Below are 19,749 nucleotides of genomic sequence, written 5' to 3'. Positions count from 1 at the left end.
AAATTTTGGTCTAAAATTTTTGGTCATCTATGAAAGAAGTCCGGGCTTGTCTCCGTTTTTGGGCTCAGTCATGGGTTTTTTGTCTCAATCTCCATAAGAATAGGTTAGATAACAACGACTGCCCAGTAGCGGTTAACGATCGACGGAGACTAATGACTGAAGACAACGGGAGATTTTCTTTTAAATGTAAGGCTAACTGCAGCCATACTCAAGCACGTGCAGGGGTTTTTACCACTCCCCACGGTATTGTGGAAACGCCTAAATTTATGCCCGTGGGGACGCTGGCTAATGTCAAAACCTTGACCCCGGCACATCTTGAAGACGCAGGTTCTCAAATGGTTTTGGCGAATACTTATCATTTGCACTTGCAGCCGGGGGAACGAATTGTCGCAGGCGCTGGCGGATTGCACAAATTTATGGCTTGGCCGGGCCCGATTCTGACGGATTCGGGCGGCTTTCAGGTGTTTAGCTTGAGCCAAATGCGGACTATTTCGGAGAATGGGGTGACTTTTCGAGCTCCCCGCGACGGCCGCATCATTAATTTAACGCCGGAAAAATCGATCGAGATTCAGAACGAGTTGGGCGCTGACGTGATTATGGCCTTTGATGAGTGTCCGCCTTACCCCGCTACACGGGACGAGGTGGAGGCAGCGACAGATCGCACTTACCGCTGGCTGCAACGCTGTATGCAGGCTCACTCGCGCCCGGAACAAGCTTTGTTCGGCATCGTGCAGGGGGGTGTTTTCCCCGATTTGCGATCGCGCGCGGCGAACCAGTTGGTAGACTTAGATTTGCCCGGTTATGCGATCGGCGGGGTTAGCGTCGGGGAATCGGGGGATTTGATCGCAGAGATTGTGAGAGTTACTGCGCCTCTGTTGCCGGCAAATAAACCTCGTTATCTGATGGGGATTGGCACCTATCGGGAAATGGCGCTGGCTGTAGCGAGTGGCGTAGATATGTTTGACTGCGTGATTCCGACTCGGCTGGGCCGCCACGGGACGGCTTTTGTGCGAGGGGAACGCTGGAATTTGAAAAATGCTCGGTTTCGGGAGGATTTTGCTCCCCTGGATGAGTCTTGTCCTTGCTATACCTGCCAAAAATTCAGTCGGGCTTATTTGGCCCATTTGGCGCGGGCTAAGGAAGCACTCAGCTATACTTTGCTGGCGCTGCACAACGTGACGGAGTTGATTCGCTTTACTGGGAGGATGCGGGAGGCGATTTTGGCCGATCGATTTACCGAAGAGTTTGGCCACTGGCTGACACCGACTGTCGATCGATCGTGAGCTCCTTGGGTGAAGATATGCGACAATTATTAGAATTGTGTTGGATAGGTAGGTTGATTCATGGAAGCTGCATTACTTTTAGCAAAACTGCCCGAAGCTTATGCGATATTTGACCCGCTGGTTAATGTTTTGCCAGTGATTCCCGTGTTTTTCTTGCTGCTGGCTTTTGTCTGGCAAGCGGCTGTCGGGTTCAGATAAGTCGGATTTTAGTAAAAGCAGGGGCTATTCACAAATTAGCCCCTGCTTTTAGCTGTTGAGTTTTTGTTTCGATCGGGTTTGCGGTTGTTTCGGATAGATTTAACTGCAGAGTCCGCAGAGTCCGCAGAGTCGGAGGAGAGAGAGTTGAATCATTAATCGGTGTAGCGCCTTTCTTCAGTTACCGCCGATCGCCTTTTGGAATGCCGGTCTTTCCGAGATCCGCTTCATGTAATCTAAAACAGCCGGATAAGCGCTGAGGTCTAGTTTCAGCATCATCGGGATGTAGCATAAAATTGAGCCGACTGCTGCGTCGGCGACGCCGAATTCATCGCCCATTAAAAACGGCTGTTTCTCGAAAATGCGATTTAACGGTTCTAACATTTTCGGGGTTTCGCGATCGCGACTTGCTTCGACAAATATTCCCGGGCCGAGGGTAGCGTTAGCAAACATGACCCACTGCACGATTTCGGCTTGCTGCTCCAAACTATCGGGCATTTTACCGTATTTTTGAGCTAAATACAGCAAAATTGCGCCGGATTCCCAAAGTTTAAAATCTCCATCCACAATTGCCGGTACTTTGCCGATCGGGTTAATTTCCAGAAACTCTGGCTGCAAGTGTTCCCCTGCTTGCATATCTAGGGTGACGAATTCGTAGGGAACCGCTATTTCTTCAAGATACCACTGGACAATAGAGGCCCTGCTGCGGGCTCCGCCGTAAAGTTTCAGCACGGAATTTTTATCCTTTAACGTAATATTTCTGTTATAGCATCTTTGGGGAATTGGGAATTGAGAATTGGGAATTGGGCATTGGGAATTGGGCATTGGGAATTGGGCATTGGCCCGCGCAGGGCATTGGCCCGCGCAGGGAATAGGAACTAACAAATAACAAATAACCAATAACCAATAACCAATAACTAATTACCAATAACTAATGACTACTGACTACTGACTACTGACTACTGTCCTGTAATTATTGTCGCTTCTGTTAAATGCACAAACAAGATTCTACTGCCAATAAAAATCAAAATTGATCCACCCAATATTTCGATTTTATTAGCAAACAAGTTGCCGCATTTGTGCCCGATAAACACGCCGGCAAAAGCTAAAAAGAAAGTAATAAGTCCGATCGCAGTCACCGCCTGAGCAATAGAATCTTTCAAGACAGCAAATCCGACTCCCACTGCGAGGGCATCGAGACTCGTCGCCACCGACAGGGTTATCAAAGTCCCCGTATGTAAGGGATTGAACTTTTTTTCGCTTTCTTCGCCCTGCAGCGATTCGTAAATCATTTTACCGCCAATGAAACTCAAAAGCCCAAAAACGATCCAATGGTCGATCGGTGTTATCCAAGAACTAAAACTCAGACCTGCCAACCATCCGATTACGGGCATCAACGCTTGAAAGCAGCCGAAAAATAAGGCAATTTTTAAAGCTTTGTTGAGCTTCATGTGTTTGATTGCTAAACCGCTAGAAATCGCTACAGCAAAAGCATCTGCTGCTAGTCCCAAGGAAAGAAAGACGGTAGTGGCTGCATCCATTTTTGTTAACTATGAAATTTTACGATTAAAGGAGTTTTTTAGACAATTTTAGTCTACACTAAACCTCGATAAAATAACGCTTTTATCACAATACATTCATTTTTAAATCACATTTATTTCATAATTTGCAGGTTGAAAAATGCCCGGATTGGTTGTAAAGTATGGTGAAGAGTTTTTCAGTAGCAGAGTTGAGAATGTCGCAATCTAAACCTTACCAGCCATTGTTGCTCAGATTACTGCACGGGCTTAACGGTGCGATCGCCCTTTTAGCAATTTTGACCGCATTTTTGGTGTACAACGCCTATGACGGGCGGTTGGGCAAAATCCCCGCGCCTCCGATTGCCGATCTCATCGGGATTCACGGCACTTTCGGCAAGCTGTTGCTGTTAGGAGTCATGCCGGCTTTTGCATTGTACAGTTTCCACGCAGGTCAACAACGCTTGGTGCAGCCGGATTCTTTTGGCAAACTAACTCAGTTGGGAAAACCGATTTGGTGGTACAGTTTGCACCGGATTGTAAATACTTTGATGTTGTTAGCGCTGACTTGGGCGATCGCCTCTGGAAGTATGGTTAAGGAAGAATGGCTTCCGGCGGGGGATTTGACGCAGATTTGGTATTATTTGCACGCTTCTGGTTGGGCGGTATTAGTGTTTTGTCTGCTGATGCACTTGTTGATGAGTGCGAAAGTGGGGGGTTTACCGCTAATTTTGTCGATGTTTGATGTTGCGTACCGCCGGGAGGATTCGCCGGCTGCTTGGTGGCGCAAAATTCGCTCTTTTGTCGATCGCTCTTAATGTAAAAATGAACAAAAATATCCTATTAATTGTTGTGGAAATCGTGGTAATGGGAGGCTGGTTGTTTGCTGTTATCGCGCCTTTATTGTTCCCCTAATCCGATCGCGATCGGCTTCGCAGCAACGATTTTCTGTTTTACGGGCTTTATATCAAACGATTGGCAATTCTACGATAAACTCAGCACCGCCCCCAGTTTGAGATTCAATTTCAGACGGTACTGGAGATTGAACGGTAAAAATACCGCCGTGCAATTCTACAATAATTTTATAGCAAGCCGATAGTCCCAACACTGTAAAATTTTTCCAGGATTTAGTATTGCCAAATGGTTCAAATATTCTCTGTTGAATCTCTGGCGAAATCCGGCAGCCGTTGTGGGCGATCGATACTGCAATAAACCTGCCAGAAAAATGCTCTACTATATCTGTTTTAATTGTAATGATTGGCTCGGAGTTGTCAAGACTGTTAACAGCATCAATCGCATTGTTGAGGATATTCGTAAATACTTGGCTGAGTTGACCGGGATAACACAAAATTGGTGGCTGGTTGTTATATTCCTTGACTACTAATACTTTGGGAGACAATCGGTGATCGAGCAATAGCAGTATATTGTCGATACCTTCGTGAACGTTGGTGCGTTCTTTGTTAGCTTTGTCAGGAAGTGAAATTTTCCGAAAAGCCACTACGAGCTGCCGAATGCGATCGGTTCCTATTTTCAGAGCGTTGATAGTTTCCGGCAAGTCTTGGCTGATAAAATCTAGGTCGAAGGTTTCTATTTCTCTGGCAATTCGCGGCACTGGTTGGGGGTACTGTTCGCGATAAAGGTGAATTATTTCGAGCAAATATTTGATATAATCGTTGACGTGAATCAGGCGACCATAAATAAAGTTAATTGGGTTATTAATATCCTGGGAAATTCCGGCAGCGAGTTGACCCAAAATTGCCATTTTTTCGCTTTTTACTAAATGCTCTTCGGTTTTTCTCAGTTGGGCTAATACTTCTTCTAAAAGTTTGAGTTCTTCTTGAATTTGTCCCTGGAGTTGAGATTGAGAAATTGCGATCGCCAGTGAATCTGCTATGGCTTCCAAAACTTCTAATTCGTTGGGATTCGCAAACTGCCGATTAGCAATGGTGAACAGATATCCCAGCCGATTAGTCTGAGTAAGTACGGGTACTGTTGCGTAGCGGCTGTTTGTGAGTTCGAGATGGGCGGGTTTTGGAAATCCTGCGACATCAGAGGCGGAGGTTTTATTGAGAATTACTGTTTCGCACCGGTGCAGCCGTGCAGCTAAATCTCCCGATGGCCCTCCGGTAGCGCCGAAGATTCCCAAGCGCCCCGATAAACCTTGTCGGCAATATTCCCAGCAAAATTCTACTGTATCTTGTCGGGGGTCGTACCAGCCGAATATTGCTCGATCGAGCTTTAACAATGTACCGAGTTCTTCTACTGTTGTTTGCAGGATGCGATCGAGCGGCAAGCCAGCGCGAATGCGGCCGCTCAAGCGGTGAATCAGGGCCTCTGAGCGAGTGCGGATGAAATTTTCGGCAAACAGCTTATTTGCTGCAATTACTGCGACAATAGCTGCTGCTAAGAGTATGGTGGCGGCTGCTGCTAATATGTTTAAGGCGATTAGTTCTTTTTCGATGTGGTGGGAAGGAATTACTAGGGCGATCGACCATTCAGCTTGCTCTAAGGGAAGATAAGCAACATAAACTCTGGCATCGTTGATTTTGGTCAACAAAATGCCTGTTTTTTGATAAACCATCTCCCTGGCTACATTTGCCAAATTAGTATCTGCGGACTCCAACAGACTCGGAGTCGGCTTGTCGATATTTCCGATTAACCGAGCGTCGGGATGGACAATGGGGACTCCTTGAGAATTGAGAACAAAAGCATAAGTTCCTGTTTCATATTCCAGTTTTTTTACTACTTCGGCTATTCTGTCGGTGCTGATTATGCCGTTCATTACTCCGATCGGCTTGTCGGCTGTTTTGTCCAGAAAATTTGCCGAATTTGAGCGCACCGGAGCCGAAATGGGAACAATACTCTGTTGTTTTAGCGTGCGAGAAATTGTAGGATCTGAAACATAGACTTCGCCAGCCATTGCTTTTTTGAAGTGTTGGCGATCGCTGACATTAATCAAAGCTCTGCCGACTTTTGTAGTGAAATAAAAACCGTCGGGATCGATTAATGCCAAATGCTCGAAGTCTTGTAGTCGATTGACTTCCGATTTTAAATAAGGCCCAGCCACTGACCAATTCATCGATCGCACCGAAGGAGTGTTTGCGAGGAGTTCTATCTGGGCCTTTTTCGTGCCGATCCAGCGATCGATCTTGTTCCCGCCCTGCTTAACCTCTAACAAAGCATTTCGCTCTAAATTGTCCACAATCAAGCGGCGCACGCTGTAATAGCTGATGCAACTAATGATGCTAGCTGCTAGAATTGTTGCGCCCAAAATTAACAGCGCAATTTTGTAGGGAAAATTGTATTTGCCCTTAAATCCCGCTGGCAACAATCTTGTTAATTTCCACCACTTCACTTTCGCAAAGCTTCGCATGGTTTGACCAATTTGTGAGATTAAAATCCTCAGCTCACCTGCGATGCACTTGCTCGCCTGCGAGCAGTCTGAAAACTACTAGCATTGAATAAGTGCGGGGATTTTTTGATTTTTTCCCGTTGGCCGGCTCACTCTGTTAAACTGGAATCAGATTTTACCATATTTTTGATAAATTAAAACATTTCAGCGACTACTTAAGTCATCAGTCATCAGTCATTAGTCATCAGTCATCAGTCATTAGTCATTGGTCATTGGTCATCGGTCATCGGTCATCAGGAAGAAGTATTACACAGTAAGCTTTTTAGCGATCGGGCTTTTGCTTGTTACCAGTTCGAGCGAAAGCCTGGCCTATAGACGAAGATGAGCCTCTTTTGACCTCCCAACTTATACCAAAGAGGACTGTAGAAGCTGTTTGAGTTATGAAATTTTTCTTCTTTAATTGTTTTGTTAAGTCTTGTTAAGAGTCATATAAAATGCGTATTCCATGCTCTAGGTTGAAATTTAGTAAGGTACGGGCAAGGACGCACCCTAAGTTAATGTGTTTGGCGTTTTTTTTAATAAAACATTAAAAGTTTTGAGTTATTAATGAATGAACTAAAAATGTGTTATATCAATTCCGATTGCACCGGGATGATGTTAACGGTTAACAGTCAACAGTCAACAGTGAATTTACTATTCCGATGAAGAGAGGATTTGATATTAAATATTCAATTCACATTTCAAAACTCAAAACTATTTTCGGTGCTAAATTGCCGCAGTTTGGCGACTTAATTTAAAGAACCTTGTGAGTGTGATCGTGCTGTTTCACATTGTCTTCAGTGCGAACGATGCGCTCGGAATTGAGGACTCTTTTACGTTCTAAGGAATAAGTAAAGTCATTGCGAACTGTTCCTGACGGAATGTGAACTTGAGCTTGGGGGCGGATTTTGTAAGTGCGGGCTGCGGCGATCGCCCGAAAGCCGAATTCGTCGCTAAACTGAGCTTCCGAGGGAAATTCCGGCAGCCTTTTGGGTGAGTCGCCCTCCAGCACCGCTCCTAAAGTCGTGCCCCAAGCCATTTCATAAGATGTGGGAATGCCCTTGACAATTGCTTCCAAAGCTGCTGAGGGGATAGCTTCGATGATTTTTACTTGATGAACTTCGCCTTCTTCTTTGATGAAGCAGGTGGCCAAGCCCACTGCGATGTAATCGTCGGTGCAGAGATCGGGGGCGGTGGGATAAACTGTTGCAGTCGTCATAAAAAATCTTTTGAGTAGGAGTTGAAAACCGTTCGCGAAAAATCAAGCGATTTTAGATTTTAGATTTTTTGCACGGATTTTTCTGGGGGCTTTGACTTGAAAAATCTCAAACTGGCTGTATCTAAATATCTAAAATTGTTGGGGTAAGCTCCAAAGAGCCGATCGCGCCAGCGAGTCGATCGTACCACATCAAGGCAAATGCCGGTTGACTACTCTCAGCGCTGAAGCGACTGAGATTCCAAGAATCACTTCTTAGAGTTTCTGCTTCATAGCACCAGCCTTAACAGATTTACTCTGTTCGGGTCTTACAGTCGCTCCACAGACATTCACCGCAAGCCCTGCGGCAAGAATATTTTTCGCAGCATTCACATCTCTGTCGTGATGTGTACCGCACTTAGTACAATCCCACTCTCTGACATTTAAAGGCAACTTATCTACGATATAACCACAGTGTCCACACCGCTTCGAGCTAGGGAACCATCGGTCAATTTTGACGAGTGTTCGTCCATACCAGTTGCACTTATACTCAAGTTGCCTGACGATTTCACCCCAACTAGCATCACTAATTGAGAGAGCAAGTTTTTGGTTTTTGACCAGATTCTTCACCGACAAATCCTCGACTGCAATCACTTGGTTTTCACGAACCAGTCGAGTTGTCAATTTGTGAAGAAAATCCTTACGAGCATCGCTAATTTCGGCATGAACTTTCGCGACTTTCAGCCTTGCTTTGTGGCGATTGTTAGATCCCTTTTTCTTCCTACTAAGCGCTTTTTGAGCTTGACGCAATTTACGCCGTTTTGCTTTAAAGGTTTTAGGATTAGCAATCTTCTCGCCATTACTCAAAGCCATCAGCGCCGTAATACCCAGATCCAAACCAATTTGAGCAGGAGATTCAGGCAATGCAGCTATTTCAACATCTACCAACAAAGAAACAGTCCAACGTCCAGAGGGCGAGAGCTTCACCGTAATTGTTGATGGTTCTGAATCTTCAGGGAGTTGACGACTCCAACGGATATTTAAGGGTTGAGTACATTTTGCTAAAAATACCTTGCCATCTTTCCACTTGAAAGCTGACTTGGTAAATTCAGCATTACCTCCGTGATGCTTTTTCTTGAAGTTAGGGTATTTCGCTCTTCCTGTAAAGAAATTAGTAAAAGCGGTTTGTAAATGCCTCAAGCCTTGTTGTAATGGGACACAGCTAACTTCATTGAGAAACTGCAAGTCTTCCTGCTTTTTCCAATTGGTTAGCATTGTTGAAGTTTCAGCGTATCCGACTCGCTCTTGTCGTTCATACCATGCTTCTGTCCTTGCAGCTAAAGCGCGGTTGTAAACTAATCGAGCGCAACCCATCGTTCTTCTCAGCAGTGTTTCTTGCTCAGAAGTTGGATAGAATCGGTACTTGAATGCTTTTTGTGTCATACTCACATTATAGCATTTATTCCGTGAATATAGTCAGCTAAAAAGATTAAGGGCAATAAATTGCCTCGCTCGTTTCCCTCTCAGGTCTGAAGACACGCTCGTTTCCCACTTACCGTATTATTTTTATGATGCGGCAAGGATTCCCGGCCGCCACGACATTTGCGGGAATATCTTTGACCACAACGCTACCTGCGCCGATCGTGCTATTATCGCCCACAGTCACTCCGGGACAAATAATACTGCCGCCACCAATCCAAACATTATTACCAATATTAATTTCTGCGGCGAGTTCGCGGCCAGAAAGTCTAATTTCTGGGTCTGTGGGGTGAAAAGCGGTGTAAATTTGCACATTGGGGCCGCATAGCAAATTTTCACCAATGTTAACTCGATTGCAGTCAAGAATTACGCAGCCAAAATTCATGTACAATCCGTTTCCAGCATAAATATTGCTGCCATAGTCGCAGTAAAAAGGCGGCTCGATTTCGACTTTGGGGCCGATGGCACCGAACCATTCGGCGAGAATTTCTAACCGTTTGTCGGGTTCGTCTTCGCGGGTAGAATTGTAAGTTCTGGCGAGGCGGCGAGCTCGCTGGCGCTCTAAAATCAATTGTTCGTCGGCAGCTAAATACAATTCGCCGGCGAGCATTTTTTGTTTTTCGGTTTTTTCCACAGTTTTTTCCACGGTAAGAATTGGCGGTTGAAACCACTACTTGACCAACGAACTTCCTTTTTACGAGACTGAAGGATAATGTAGGGTGCGCTAGACGCACCTTACCGCTATAATTAGCGCGTCAGATCATTTTTTGATGTTGCAGCATACATTTAGGGTTCAGGTTTTGACTGCAAACAAACAGCTAAATCCAGATTGACTAATTGCTCAAAAGCTCGATCGATAGATCCTTTTTTCCGCAAAAAACCAGTATTCGCAGCGGGGCAAATATACTGTAAAGTCGAAGGGGAAAATCCATCGACAATTGACTTCACGCTGTTAATTTGTCTGGGCCAGTGAAAAGTTTTTGCCGTCCGAATGGGTACTGGAGCGCCTTCGCGGTTGGGGAGCAAGTGTCTGCCGGAAAACAGGACTCCACCGCTGCCACTATCATAAAGACAAGAGGAACCAGGAGAGTGACCGGGAGTCCAAAATGCTTTCATTCGATCGCTCAAAGTAAATTCTCGCTCAAAAACCGTCACCCGCAATCCCGGCAGTAAATAAGCTTCCTGCTCTTGAATCAGGATATCGCACCCCGTGGCTTCCTGAATCTCCCGCGCCTTGGCCATAGCGCCGCGGTGGGTGAGAAACAGCAGCCGCACACCGCCGCATTCCTCCAAAAAGGTTTGGTTAATCTCATCCCAAGGGGGACAATCCACTAAGATGTTCGATTCGTTTTCTACAATGAAATAGGCTGTCGCACCCAGGGTATCCCGGTTAGGCGCGAAAGCAAAGATATTTGGCAGTACCAGCCTGGGCTGTTTGGAGACGGAACTCTGTTGTTTCAAGGAAGTAATAAATATTATGTTTTTTTTACTATGGTTGTTGGTTTTGGGCCTGATATCTTACTACTTGTTGGAGAGCAGCATCAGTCGCATCACCAGAACTCCGGTATGGCTGCTGTGGCTGGTAATGATGACGCCGGCGCTAATTTGGAGCGGTTGGGTTTTAGCTAACAACGCAAAAAAAACAGCACCGCCGGAGTTGGTAATTATACCTTTTTTGGTTTGCCCTGTCTTGTACTGGTTTTTGGTGCAGTTGGGGCGCAAGGAAATTACCCGATCGACTCCTGAGATTTTAGCAGACTCGGGGAGCGAACCTGCCAAGCCAAAACCGCCCCTGCGCCCGATCGATTCAGCGGAAGAAGCGAGTTTGCGCGATTGTTTTCCTTGGTCAATTTACTTTTTGCGGGATTTAGAATTTCGCCCGCAGGCTGTGATTTGTCGCGGACAGTTACGCACCAACCCGGATGCGGCTTATCAAACAATTCGGGACAATGTGGAACAGCATTTTGGCGATCGCTTTTTAGTCATATTTCAAAACAGTTTGAGCGGTCAACCTTTTTTTGCCATAGTTCCTAACCCCAGCCGCCAATCAGTAGAAACTCCCGTCAAAACTGCACCTGTTACCAGACCCTTTTTCGCCTTAGCTTTGCTGCTGATCGCGGTGTTTACGACTACAATTGTCGGCTCACAAATTGCCGGAGTTACTGAAAAAGTTTTGCAGTCTAACCCGTCAATGTTGCTCCGGGGTTTGCCTTACTCGCTGGCACTAATTACAATTTTGGCATTTCACGAATCAGGACACTATTTAGCTGCCAGATTCTATAAAATTCGCACGACTTTGCCTTATTTTATTCCGATTCCGTTTTTCTTGGGAACTTTGGGAGCTTTCATTCAAATGCGGAGTCCAATTCCCCACCGCCGAGCTTTATTTGATATTAGTATTGCCGGCCCGTTTACGGGTTTAGTTGCGACAGTTCCCTTATTAATTTGGGGTTTGCAGCATTCAACCATTGTACCGCTTTCTGAAAAGTCGGGAATGTTAAACTTTGACTCTTTTAGTCCAAATTTTTCGTTGCTGATGACTTTGTTGAGCAAGTTAACTTTGGGCGGTGCTTTGAATGTGGAAACTTCGATTAATTTGCATCCGGTGGCGGTGGCGGGTTATTTGGGTTTGATCCTGACGGCGTTTAATTTGATGCCGGTGGGACAATTCGACGGCGGGCACATTGTACACGCGATGTTCGGCCAGCGAGCAAGTATGGCGATCGGACAAGTTGCTAGAGTTTGTATGCTGCTGCTGGGTTTTTTGGAACAGGGTTTGCTGCTGTGGGCAATTATTTTATTGCTGACACCTCTCAACGATGAACCGGCGTTGAATGATGTTAGCGAATTGGATAACCGGCGGGATTTTTTGGGGTTGCTGGCGATCGGGCTTTTGTTAATTATTTTGTTGCCGGCTCCCAAGATACTCGTTCAGTGGTTAAATGTTTAGAAGGAAGTTCGGCAGCGATCGCGGTACAAGATTTAACGGATTTAGGCAATCACGTTTGATGGCCTCCCTATAACCTCTCTGGGGCTCATACTCATTGATGAATTGACGACCACATTGGACACAAATGTGATTCTGTTTTCCTTTCTTCTTGCCATTTTTACGGATATGGGTTGATTTACATTCGCTTGCGTTGCATAAATTATTCCTCCTATTCATACTCTAACTCAGCAACGCCAACGATTGAACAATAGACCTCTTGCAACGAATTTCGCGATTAGTCAGGAAGACGTTATCGTTTTCTAAAAAGTTGGAGAATCACTCATAGTGCTATTTGGAACTTCATTCATGACTACAATCACCAAATCCGATGAGAAATACTGAAAGTTCAACCGCCTCAATTTTCTCCATCCTTTACATAAAAGCACTACCGGCATTTTAATTGTTAGTTTGGCATACTAAGTAAGGAAGATCCTAAATTTTGATCGCTTCCAAAGTCTTCAGCGCTTCCGAAACGTGAGCCTTAAAATCCAACATCGAGTCAAAAATATGCTTGACAACACCTTGTTTGTCAATCACATAAGTCACTCTACCGGGCATAATCCACATAGTAGCCGGAACCCCGTACAATTGCCGAACCTTATTGCCCGTATCGCTCAACAGTGTAAATGGTAACTGATATTTTGAGGCAAATTTCTCGTGGGATTGTTGCGAATCGTCACTAATTCCGATCACTTCCGCACCAGCCTCTTTGAAAACTTCATAACTATCTCGAAAAGCGCAAGCTTCCGCCGTGCATCCCGGTGTATCGTCTTTCGGGTAAAAGTAGACGATGACATTTTTTTGACCACGAAAATCCTTGAGGCTGACTGATGCGCCAGTTTGCGACGTTAAGGTAAAATCCGGTGCCGTATCTCCTACTTTGACTGCCATATTGGTTTGACTCAGTAACTCTGTTTGCGGAAAATTTTAACTTTTATTATTGTACAGTTTTTTACAGCCCAATAGGTTTGCGATCGGCATACTGCGGGGTTTTACCCCCCGTCTTGCTTCGACAAAATCAAATTGAGCGCGTTCAACTCGTTAGAGCTCAAAAGGTATTTATCGGTAAAAATCTTTTCGCGGCTTTGTTCTAAACTGTAGCTTCTAAACACGATAAACGGGAATTCGCGGTACTTATGCCCGATCGGGATTATACTGTCTATCGGATAGGTCGATCGCACAGCAGCCGACAAAATATCCCGAAACATCAGATCCTCCGGTTCCTCCAGCTTGGTGTCAGCAAAATATTCCTGCATCGCATCCCCGCTGACAAAAGCAAACAAAGGTATGGCATAATAGCGATCGAACTGCTGGCTTTGCTGCTGGAAATACTGAGTTTTCTCCACATCGCCGCTGAGAAATTGCAAAAGCTCGATCGCACCTCCTCTAATTGCCGATCGTAAATTCTCAGGAGAAGACTTGCTATCCCTAATACGGTACATTTTTTGCAGCAGTTTACCCTCAACACATTTCTTAATTTCCCGATCCAGCCGTATCTGGTAGTTTTCCTCCAAACTCTTAGCCGCCAAAGGAACCACCAAAAAACTACCGCAAACATGACCAATCTCCAGATTACCCCAACCAAGCAAACCCTCAAGAGGATTGCACGCCTGCAAAAACTTCCGATTAAAATCCTCCCGCATTTTCAAGTAAGAATCGCCCGTTTTAGGAGAACAATCAGAATTTTGCAAAACAAACTCCCCGCGACTCAAAAGCTCCTCCAGCCCCGCAGAAACCTCCCCTAGCAACATATTTCCAGGGTGGCTGCGGTGTTCGCTTTTCAAAACCTTAATTAGACTCGCCATCTTGCTGCTAAAAGTATCGCCCACAGCCGAAACCGACTTACCGCCAATCGGAATCATCAAAAACTTTTCCCTACCCAAATATCCGTATCCCAAAATCCGCGTCATCACCGCAGTCTTCAGAATCAGCAGCAAATTCAACAAATTCAACTTACTTTCTTGTAGCGAAAGTTTCGGATCGTCAGCATAGTAAAATGCCGTATCCGACAAATAAAAAACCAACTCCTTAGCTTCACCATCCAGCGTCTTACCATCATCATCTTCCCCGCGCCCCCGATAAATCACCTGAATCACCTCCATCAGATTTTTCTCAATCTGAAAGCGGGGAATATCAACTAAAATGTGCTTAGTTTTCGGGAAAGACAAGCCGCGACTTCCCGATGCAGTCATGAAAATTACTTTAACTGTGTTTTTGCACTTTTGTATCTGCTGTTTTTCCTCTTCCGAGATATTCGCGTGCACTTCCAGATAATCCGTATAGCGCTTAAATTCCCGCTGATTTTGAATTTTCTCGATCAGTTCTGCCAATCTTCGCTTATCCTGAATGTAGACAATAATTTGTTCCACACCAGGTATTGCTAATCGGCGATCGATATCTGCAACTATTTCCGCTTGCACAGATTTCACTAAATTATTCTTAAGATGCAAAGAAGTATCTTCATTGAATTTCACGGCCTCTACAAAAACCTTATAAATTATATCTAAACTGCTAGCGGGATAGGAATTCGTATTGATGACAGTAGCAGCCAACCGTTTAAATTCAAAAGGAACAACCTGTAAAGGCGGAATTTCCTGAGCAGTTTTTGGCAGTTGTTTGAAATATATTTTATCCGGTTCCGGTGAAGTATCGCTGAGGTGTTGTTTGATGACATCCGGGTCAACAATCGAAGCATCTGCTACAATAATTTTAGTATTAAAACCCTGTTTTGGGTCGTGCAACTGATATTTGTTAACCAGCTTGCCAATTCCATGCAGAAACTCAACCCCGCCGTCGTCTCCGGTAATTTCATCTATCATAATGAAAATGTGTTTAATCCGGCTGGATATTTCTTGCATCTTAGCAGGAATGACTTGTTTATTCTGTTTGTTGTAAGTATCTTGAAATATCTTTTCTAAATGTTGGAGAGTATTTTGATTAGTTTCTGTCACCTTCAAAGATTGGATAGAAACCGCAGCTACTATATTGTTCGATGTCTGGCAGCGAATCAGCGAATGTATTGCTTGAGAAACGCTATTTAGCACTCCATTAGTCTTAGAATTACTAGGTTTAATTACCGTTTCTCCCTTTTTTTCGAGTTGCGGTTTGTGATGTTGATCCCGCAGTTTTTCAGCGCCGTTTTTAATAAAGCTGACAGTTGTTTGCTGGAAATCTTGGTGATAGTTATTAGCTGCGTAATTGACGGTGCATTTTCCGGCATTGTTGGCGATAATGTCGGCACTCGTGTTTATACAAAACAAGCTGTCGTCGCACAATAAACCTGTTTGGCGATCGATAAATTTTTCGATAATATCTAAATTAACTTGCTTGCGGGGACTGACGTAAAGAAATAGAAACCCATCGTTTACATGAGTTTTCAGAAAATGTGCGATCGCCGTTGTTTTCCCAATTCCCGGATTCCCCGTTAAAAAAATATAAACTTCCTCAGATTGCAGCGATTTCACAATCAATTCAGCATGAGCGTTTCTCAGATGCAGCCCGCGAGAAATTCCCAAATCATCTGCCAATTTATCTGATATAATATCTAGGGAACTGACAAAGTTATCGATCCGCTCTGCATGACATACAGGTGTCGAACTTTTGCCGATTGTTAACAAAGCATCAACAAATTTTTTGCCTTGCTGAAAACTGCGAGCCGCGTTGCATTGAATTGTATCTAAAACATCAGCGCGAGCATCGCTAATTTCTTCTTTTCGAGTTTCATGCTTGTAAATTTTGGCACAAGTCGCCAAGAGGTCAATTTTATCATTGCGGAGGGAAATTGCGTTAATTGTGCGATCGCTATAACCGACAACATTCAACAAAACCTCAGCACCAGCCGGAATAATATTAGTTGTTTGCAGAAAACCGTAAAAGCTATCAGCGTAGCTACCCGCCTGAATCAACTTAGTGCTTTCCTTATCTTTATACTTAAAAGCCGTAAAATAGCGGCTTAAATCCTCCGAAAAATTTATCCCTAAAGTGCTCGTATCGATTCGCAAATTAGAAAAAACACTTTTCGATCGCAAATAGCTAATTTCTCTGAGCAAAGACTTCCGCATCACCTCTATTTCGTTCAGATTATCGACTTTTCCCGAAACAAACGGGGGAGCAAAAACAGATAAATCAACGCACAGAATTCTAAAATCTCTACCATTCTGCAACAAAATCAGCGTATCAGCTTGCAAAAACTCCCCTTTTTTCGAGTAGCGGCGGATGTACCGATTAATTTCCTCCTCCGATAAACTATGACTGGCAGTTTTTAACTGAGATAATACCTGTTTAAACCCTGCATTTTGATTTTCTTTATTATAAGTTCTAATACTGTTAGCCTCGCTAAAACTGCACTGACAGTACAAAATTTGCGCTCTCTTTAAATTCCAGCCCGTAGATTGGAGATACTCCCGAAAAAAATTCAACCCACCAATAAAGCCTTTTTGAACAAAAAACAGGCTCCATTTCTCAACAATTTTAGCATCTAAACTAGCCAGCAGATTCGCTTCCCTAGTAATTTCCGCCATCATTTTTGGCAACTTGAGTTGCTGCAAATCCAATCGATAAGAATCTCCCAAATTGTGAGCTATCTTTTCTCGCTGAATATATGCCAGAATACCAATGTTGAATCCAACCTCAAACAGCCGTCCAAAATCTTCACCAATCATTATTGTGTACCTCCCTCGCTGACATTCAATACTTCTCTTACCTTATTCAAAAAAGCCAAAGAATTAAAATCTGCACTACCGCCAGCATGACTAAATACAGACAAAGCACCAACCGATTCATCGCCAATAATCCGCTCGTAAGGATCGAGTTTTAAACTAATATTTTGACGGGCTTCATACCGAGAAAAGTGAAACATGGTTAAATAGTGCAGCAAAGTATTTTTGATGTCGCCATCATAAATCAAACCTTCGTGAATGTCTCGATCGTCCAAAACGCCTCCGTATATGTGCAACAGCGTCGAGTAGGAAATCACACCGTTATAAAAGTTTTTCTCCTCCTTAACTTTAATGCCGTTAAACAAGTTAAAAAACATCACAGCTTGTTGATTGGTATCAGCAAACAAATTTTCCAGCTCCATTGTATCTTGAATGTAAAAAGATTTTCCTTTATCGCCTAGGAAACTGCGAACATAGTATTTATCAAAAAATATCGGATAAATTTTAATATCCCGCCGATTTCCTTTCAAAGTTCGGAGCAATTTTTTGGACATGAAAGACAATTCCTCATCTTCATCAGTCTTGGTAATATGCAGCGTACTCATGTAAGGTGCTTGGGAAATATATGCAAAATTCCGATATCCTTGTCGGTAAAGCTGACTCATGACATCTTCCAGAATTACAGGTTCACTATAAAGACGGCTGACACTGTAATTCTCGGAAAGTGTTTTCAGTAATTCGACTTGAATTGTGCAGTCATCGAGGCGATTGATTCCCACAACTTCTCCAATTAAGCAGGCTTGTCTTTGAAATCGGTTTCGATCGCCTTTTTTCGCATCGCTATCGCGACTGGAAACGACAATAATTGCTAACTTGTCCAACTCAGAAGCTAGCCGCACATTCTCGAAATAAAACTTTTTGGGAAGGATGGAATACATGGAACTCAAACCGTTACGAATTGTGTAAGAGTTTGGTGTTTTCACAATCCGAAATCCCTGAGAAGTTGAGCGCTGTTTTTCACTCAAAATGTGAGACAATGTTTTAGAAAGCTTAGCAATAAATTCTTCTGAGGGCGAAGGGTTTTTATTGTCGCCTTCGTGAAGTCTCACCATCGGAATAAATAAGTTTTTGTCTGTATTTTTCAGCAAAATTATCAGACAGATATAAGATAGCAGCAACAGGGTAAATTTATAAACAAAAATCGCCGCAGGTTGCAAACCTTTTGCACCGCTGTGTAGTCGTCTATTGTCATAGGGAAACAAGATTAATTTTGTCTTAAAATGCTTGTCGTAAATTGCTCTGGAACGATCGGCTTTGGGTGCAAAAAGTACAGGCAAAATATCAACATCTTTTATGTTATACTCCATGCTGAAATTTTGGCGCTCTTCAGTTGGAAAATAGCGGACATCTTCTATAGTAATATTGACTGGTAGCTGACAAATAGATAGGCAATCGACACTGGGTTCTTTGACAGTAATATAATGGAGCGTTTGCTTGTAGTTTCGCTCCATAATATCATTAAAAAATCTACGCTGATTCAAAATATTGTCAATATCCTGTACCAGACCCATTTTGAGGTTGATGTGTCTTGTTTCTGTGCGATCGGGCAAAATTGTCTGCCGTTCCAGAAAGCTTTTCAACAGTTTTCTCAGATGGTTTATTTTATATTTAACATTGACTTCGTTAAACCTATTCACAAAATTTCGGAAAAGTCTCTTTTTGACTTCCTCCTTATCGCGACTCAATACTGTTTTGATTAGGTGTTCAAAACTAGGAATAGGATTAAACTCAAGTTCTAATTCAGGGTTATAATTGTCCGTTTCTGGAGTGTGGGGAGATGCAAAAATAAAGTGATATAAGAATGCAATTTTTAACACCTTCCGTACAAATGTTTCGGGGTTAGAATCTTCCTCAAATTCTGCTTTATGTTCTTCACTATCTGGATTGAGCAGGTTCAGATAATATTCAAATACGTCCTTTCCACCACGCGATTGAACTGAGTTATCAAATTTGACTTTGAGACCAAATATAAATTTACGTTCGCTTTGAGAACTGTCGGTGCTTTCTCCCAAGCAACCTGCTACAATCGGAATAATTGGCAGTGCATCTAAAACTTCCGCTCTGGCAAAAATCTCTCTGTAATTAACTGAAACACCAGCATAATTAACCTCATAATCACCATCGGTTTTATTGTTGTCGTTGATGAAATCTTCCATCAATCTGAGGCGGCGGATCAAATCTTCTAAATAGATGATGCCTGCGGTATCTGTGCTGCTGGGGCGGATGTGTTCTAGGAGATACTCCAAATAAGTAATTTTAGCTTCTTTTTGGATTTTTCCCAGGGTTTCTTTGTCTACCAGTCGGATCAATTTGTGAAAATCAGAGTCGGGATTTTTAACCATCTCATCAAGAAGATAGTTAAGTTCTTGTTTGTCATCGTTAGTGTCGGCATTTTCATTGATGTAGTTTTCCAAACCTTGCTTTAGTTCTTGCTCAAAAATATCAGTATTTCGGACAGTAACTGTCAATTTATGAAATTTTAAAGTCGCGCGGCTGCCAGAACCTGAATCTTGCAAAGTTAGCCTTTCTTTTTCTAAAGAAGTGTGGCGTTTTCCAAAATCGTATTTGAACCCTAACTCTTGGCCGCTTCCGCGAAAAGAGGGTGAATCTAAAGGACTAATCAAACTAGCGATGAATTTTTCAACAGAAGTATTTGGGGGCAATTTGGAGGCTAATTGCTGTTGCAAAGACTGTTGAATTTGCCTGACTTGAGTGCCAAAATGCTCTTCCACTTGCTGCGGAAAGTTGGCAGTGGCAGAGTGTGCTTGACGTTCAAAAGAACCCAAGGGTTGCCGTACTTGCTTGTTAGCAACATCCGCAGCAATGGCATCAATATCAATTATTAATTGGTGGCTTTTATTCCATACTATAAATGGGTTTTTTGTCTGCAAAATCTCTAAAAGTTTGTCCAGCAAATCGCCATAATCTGCTGGCACAAGTTCGTCGTCGCCTAGTCTTAAGATGTTCACCCTGTTAATTCCG

At 43.5% G+C, this 19,749-nt stretch carries 14 protein-coding genes and 2 pseudogenes; 5 read left to right on the top strand and 11 right to left on the bottom strand.

Annotated features, from left to right (window positions below):
* Positions 1 to 152 precede the first annotated feature (152 nt).
* Both tgt and QUA97_RS02205 read left to right on the top strand, forming a co-directional pair.
* On the top strand, positions 153 to 1,283 hold the full coding sequence (gene tgt / locus QUA97_RS02210) for a tRNA guanosine(34) transglycosylase Tgt (protein ID WP_194067722.1): 1,131 nt from the start codon (positions 153 to 155) through the stop codon (positions 1,281 to 1,283).
* 60 nt (positions 1,284 to 1,343) lie between these two features.
* On the top strand, positions 1,344 to 1,481 hold the full coding sequence (locus tag QUA97_RS02205) for a photosystem II reaction center protein K (RefSeq protein WP_068815178.1): 138 nt from the start codon (positions 1,344 to 1,346) through the stop codon (positions 1,479 to 1,481).
* A gap of 174 nt (positions 1,482 to 1,655) precedes the next feature.
* Here the strand turns inward: QUA97_RS02205 and QUA97_RS02200 are convergent, their stop codons facing one another.
* Positions 1,656 to 2,210, bottom strand: coding sequence for a glutathione S-transferase family protein (locus tag QUA97_RS02200; protein WP_194067743.1), 555 nt, complete (start codon positions 2,208 to 2,210; stop codon positions 1,656 to 1,658).
* 227 nt (positions 2,211 to 2,437) lie between these two features.
* Complete coding sequence (locus QUA97_RS02195; RefSeq protein ID WP_194067723.1) at positions 2,438 to 3,019, bottom strand: manganese efflux pump MntP; 582 nt, start codon at positions 3,017 to 3,019, stop codon at positions 2,438 to 2,440.
* A 194-nt stretch (positions 3,020 to 3,213) separates the two neighbouring features.
* On the opposite strand from QUA97_RS02195, the gene QUA97_RS02190 reads away from it, so the two are divergent.
* Positions 3,214 to 3,813, top strand: a complete 600-nt coding sequence (locus tag QUA97_RS02190) for a cytochrome b/b6 domain-containing protein (protein WP_194067724.1) — start codon at positions 3,214 to 3,216, stop codon at positions 3,811 to 3,813.
* A gap of 149 nt (positions 3,814 to 3,962) precedes the next feature.
* Here QUA97_RS02190 and QUA97_RS02185 read toward each other — a convergent pair whose 3' ends face one another.
* The 5 genes from QUA97_RS02185 to QUA97_RS02165 all read right to left on the bottom strand — a co-directional run bounded on the left by QUA97_RS02185 (position 3,963) and on the right by QUA97_RS02165 (position 10,521).
* A complete protein-coding gene (locus tag QUA97_RS02185) occupies positions 3,963 to 6,350 on the bottom strand; it encodes a cache domain-containing protein (RefSeq protein ID WP_333192657.1) in 2,388 nt (795 codons plus the stop codon).
* 790 nt (positions 6,351 to 7,140) lie between these two features.
* Positions 7,141 to 7,605, bottom strand: a complete 465-nt coding sequence (locus QUA97_RS02180) for a hypothetical protein (RefSeq protein WP_194067726.1) — start codon at positions 7,603 to 7,605, stop codon at positions 7,141 to 7,143.
* 252 nt (positions 7,606 to 7,857) lie between these two features.
* Positions 7,858 to 9,024: an RNA-guided endonuclease InsQ/TnpB family protein gene (locus QUA97_RS02175; protein ID WP_194067727.1), complete on the bottom strand. Its 1,167-nt coding sequence runs from the start codon at positions 9,022 to 9,024 to the stop codon at positions 7,858 to 7,860.
* A gap of 109 nt (positions 9,025 to 9,133) precedes the next feature.
* A complete protein-coding gene (locus QUA97_RS02170) occupies positions 9,134 to 9,694 on the bottom strand; it encodes a sugar O-acetyltransferase (protein WP_194067728.1) in 561 nt (186 codons plus the stop codon).
* Between the two features lie 152 nt (positions 9,695 to 9,846).
* Positions 9,847 to 10,521, bottom strand: a complete 675-nt coding sequence (locus tag QUA97_RS02165; RefSeq protein ID WP_333192652.1) for an MBL fold metallo-hydrolase — start codon at positions 10,519 to 10,521, stop codon at positions 9,847 to 9,849.
* A gap of 16 nt (positions 10,522 to 10,537) precedes the next feature.
* On the opposite strand from QUA97_RS02165, the gene QUA97_RS02160 reads away from it, so the two are divergent.
* Positions 10,538 to 12,010, top strand: a complete 1,473-nt coding sequence (locus tag QUA97_RS02160) for a site-2 protease family protein (protein WP_194067730.1) — start codon at positions 10,538 to 10,540, stop codon at positions 12,008 to 12,010.
* 42 nt (positions 12,011 to 12,052) lie between these two features.
* On the opposite strand, the pseudogene QUA97_RS28245 reads toward QUA97_RS02160, so the two are convergent.
* Positions 12,053 to 12,226 (bottom strand): annotated as a pseudogene (locus QUA97_RS28245) (IS1/IS1595 family N-terminal zinc-binding domain-containing protein); the annotation flags it as partial.
* 37 nt (positions 12,227 to 12,263) lie between these two features.
* Between QUA97_RS28245 and QUA97_RS02155 the strand changes: the two are divergent.
* Positions 12,264 to 12,381 (top strand): annotated as a pseudogene (locus tag QUA97_RS02155) (IS1 family transposase); the annotation flags it as partial.
* A gap of 100 nt (positions 12,382 to 12,481) precedes the next feature.
* Here the strand turns inward: QUA97_RS02155 and QUA97_RS02150 are convergent.
* The 3 genes from QUA97_RS02150 to QUA97_RS02140 form a co-directional block, all read right to left on the bottom strand.
* On the bottom strand, positions 12,482 to 12,940 hold the full coding sequence (locus QUA97_RS02150; protein ID WP_194067731.1) for a peroxiredoxin: 459 nt from the start codon (positions 12,938 to 12,940) through the stop codon (positions 12,482 to 12,484).
* Between the two features lie 101 nt (positions 12,941 to 13,041).
* A complete protein-coding gene (locus QUA97_RS02145) occupies positions 13,042 to 16,710 on the bottom strand; it encodes a helicase-related protein (RefSeq protein WP_194067732.1) in 3,669 nt (1,222 codons plus the stop codon).
* A complete protein-coding gene (locus tag QUA97_RS02140; RefSeq protein WP_333192647.1) occupies positions 16,710 to 19,736 on the bottom strand; it encodes a hypothetical protein in 3,027 nt (1,008 codons plus the stop codon). Before QUA97_RS02140 ends, QUA97_RS02145 begins: the two co-directional genes overlap by 1 nt.
* Between the last annotated feature and the right edge of the window lie 13 nt (positions 19,737 to 19,749).

Origin of the sequence: Microcoleus sp. CZ3-B2 (genome assembly GCF_036705055.1) — a bacterium.
Taxonomy (GTDB): Bacteria; Cyanobacteriota; Cyanobacteriia; order Cyanobacteriales; family Microcoleaceae; genus Microcoleus.
Note: the sequence above shows the minus strand (reverse complement) of the source record. Positions and strands in the feature narration are given on the sequence as shown.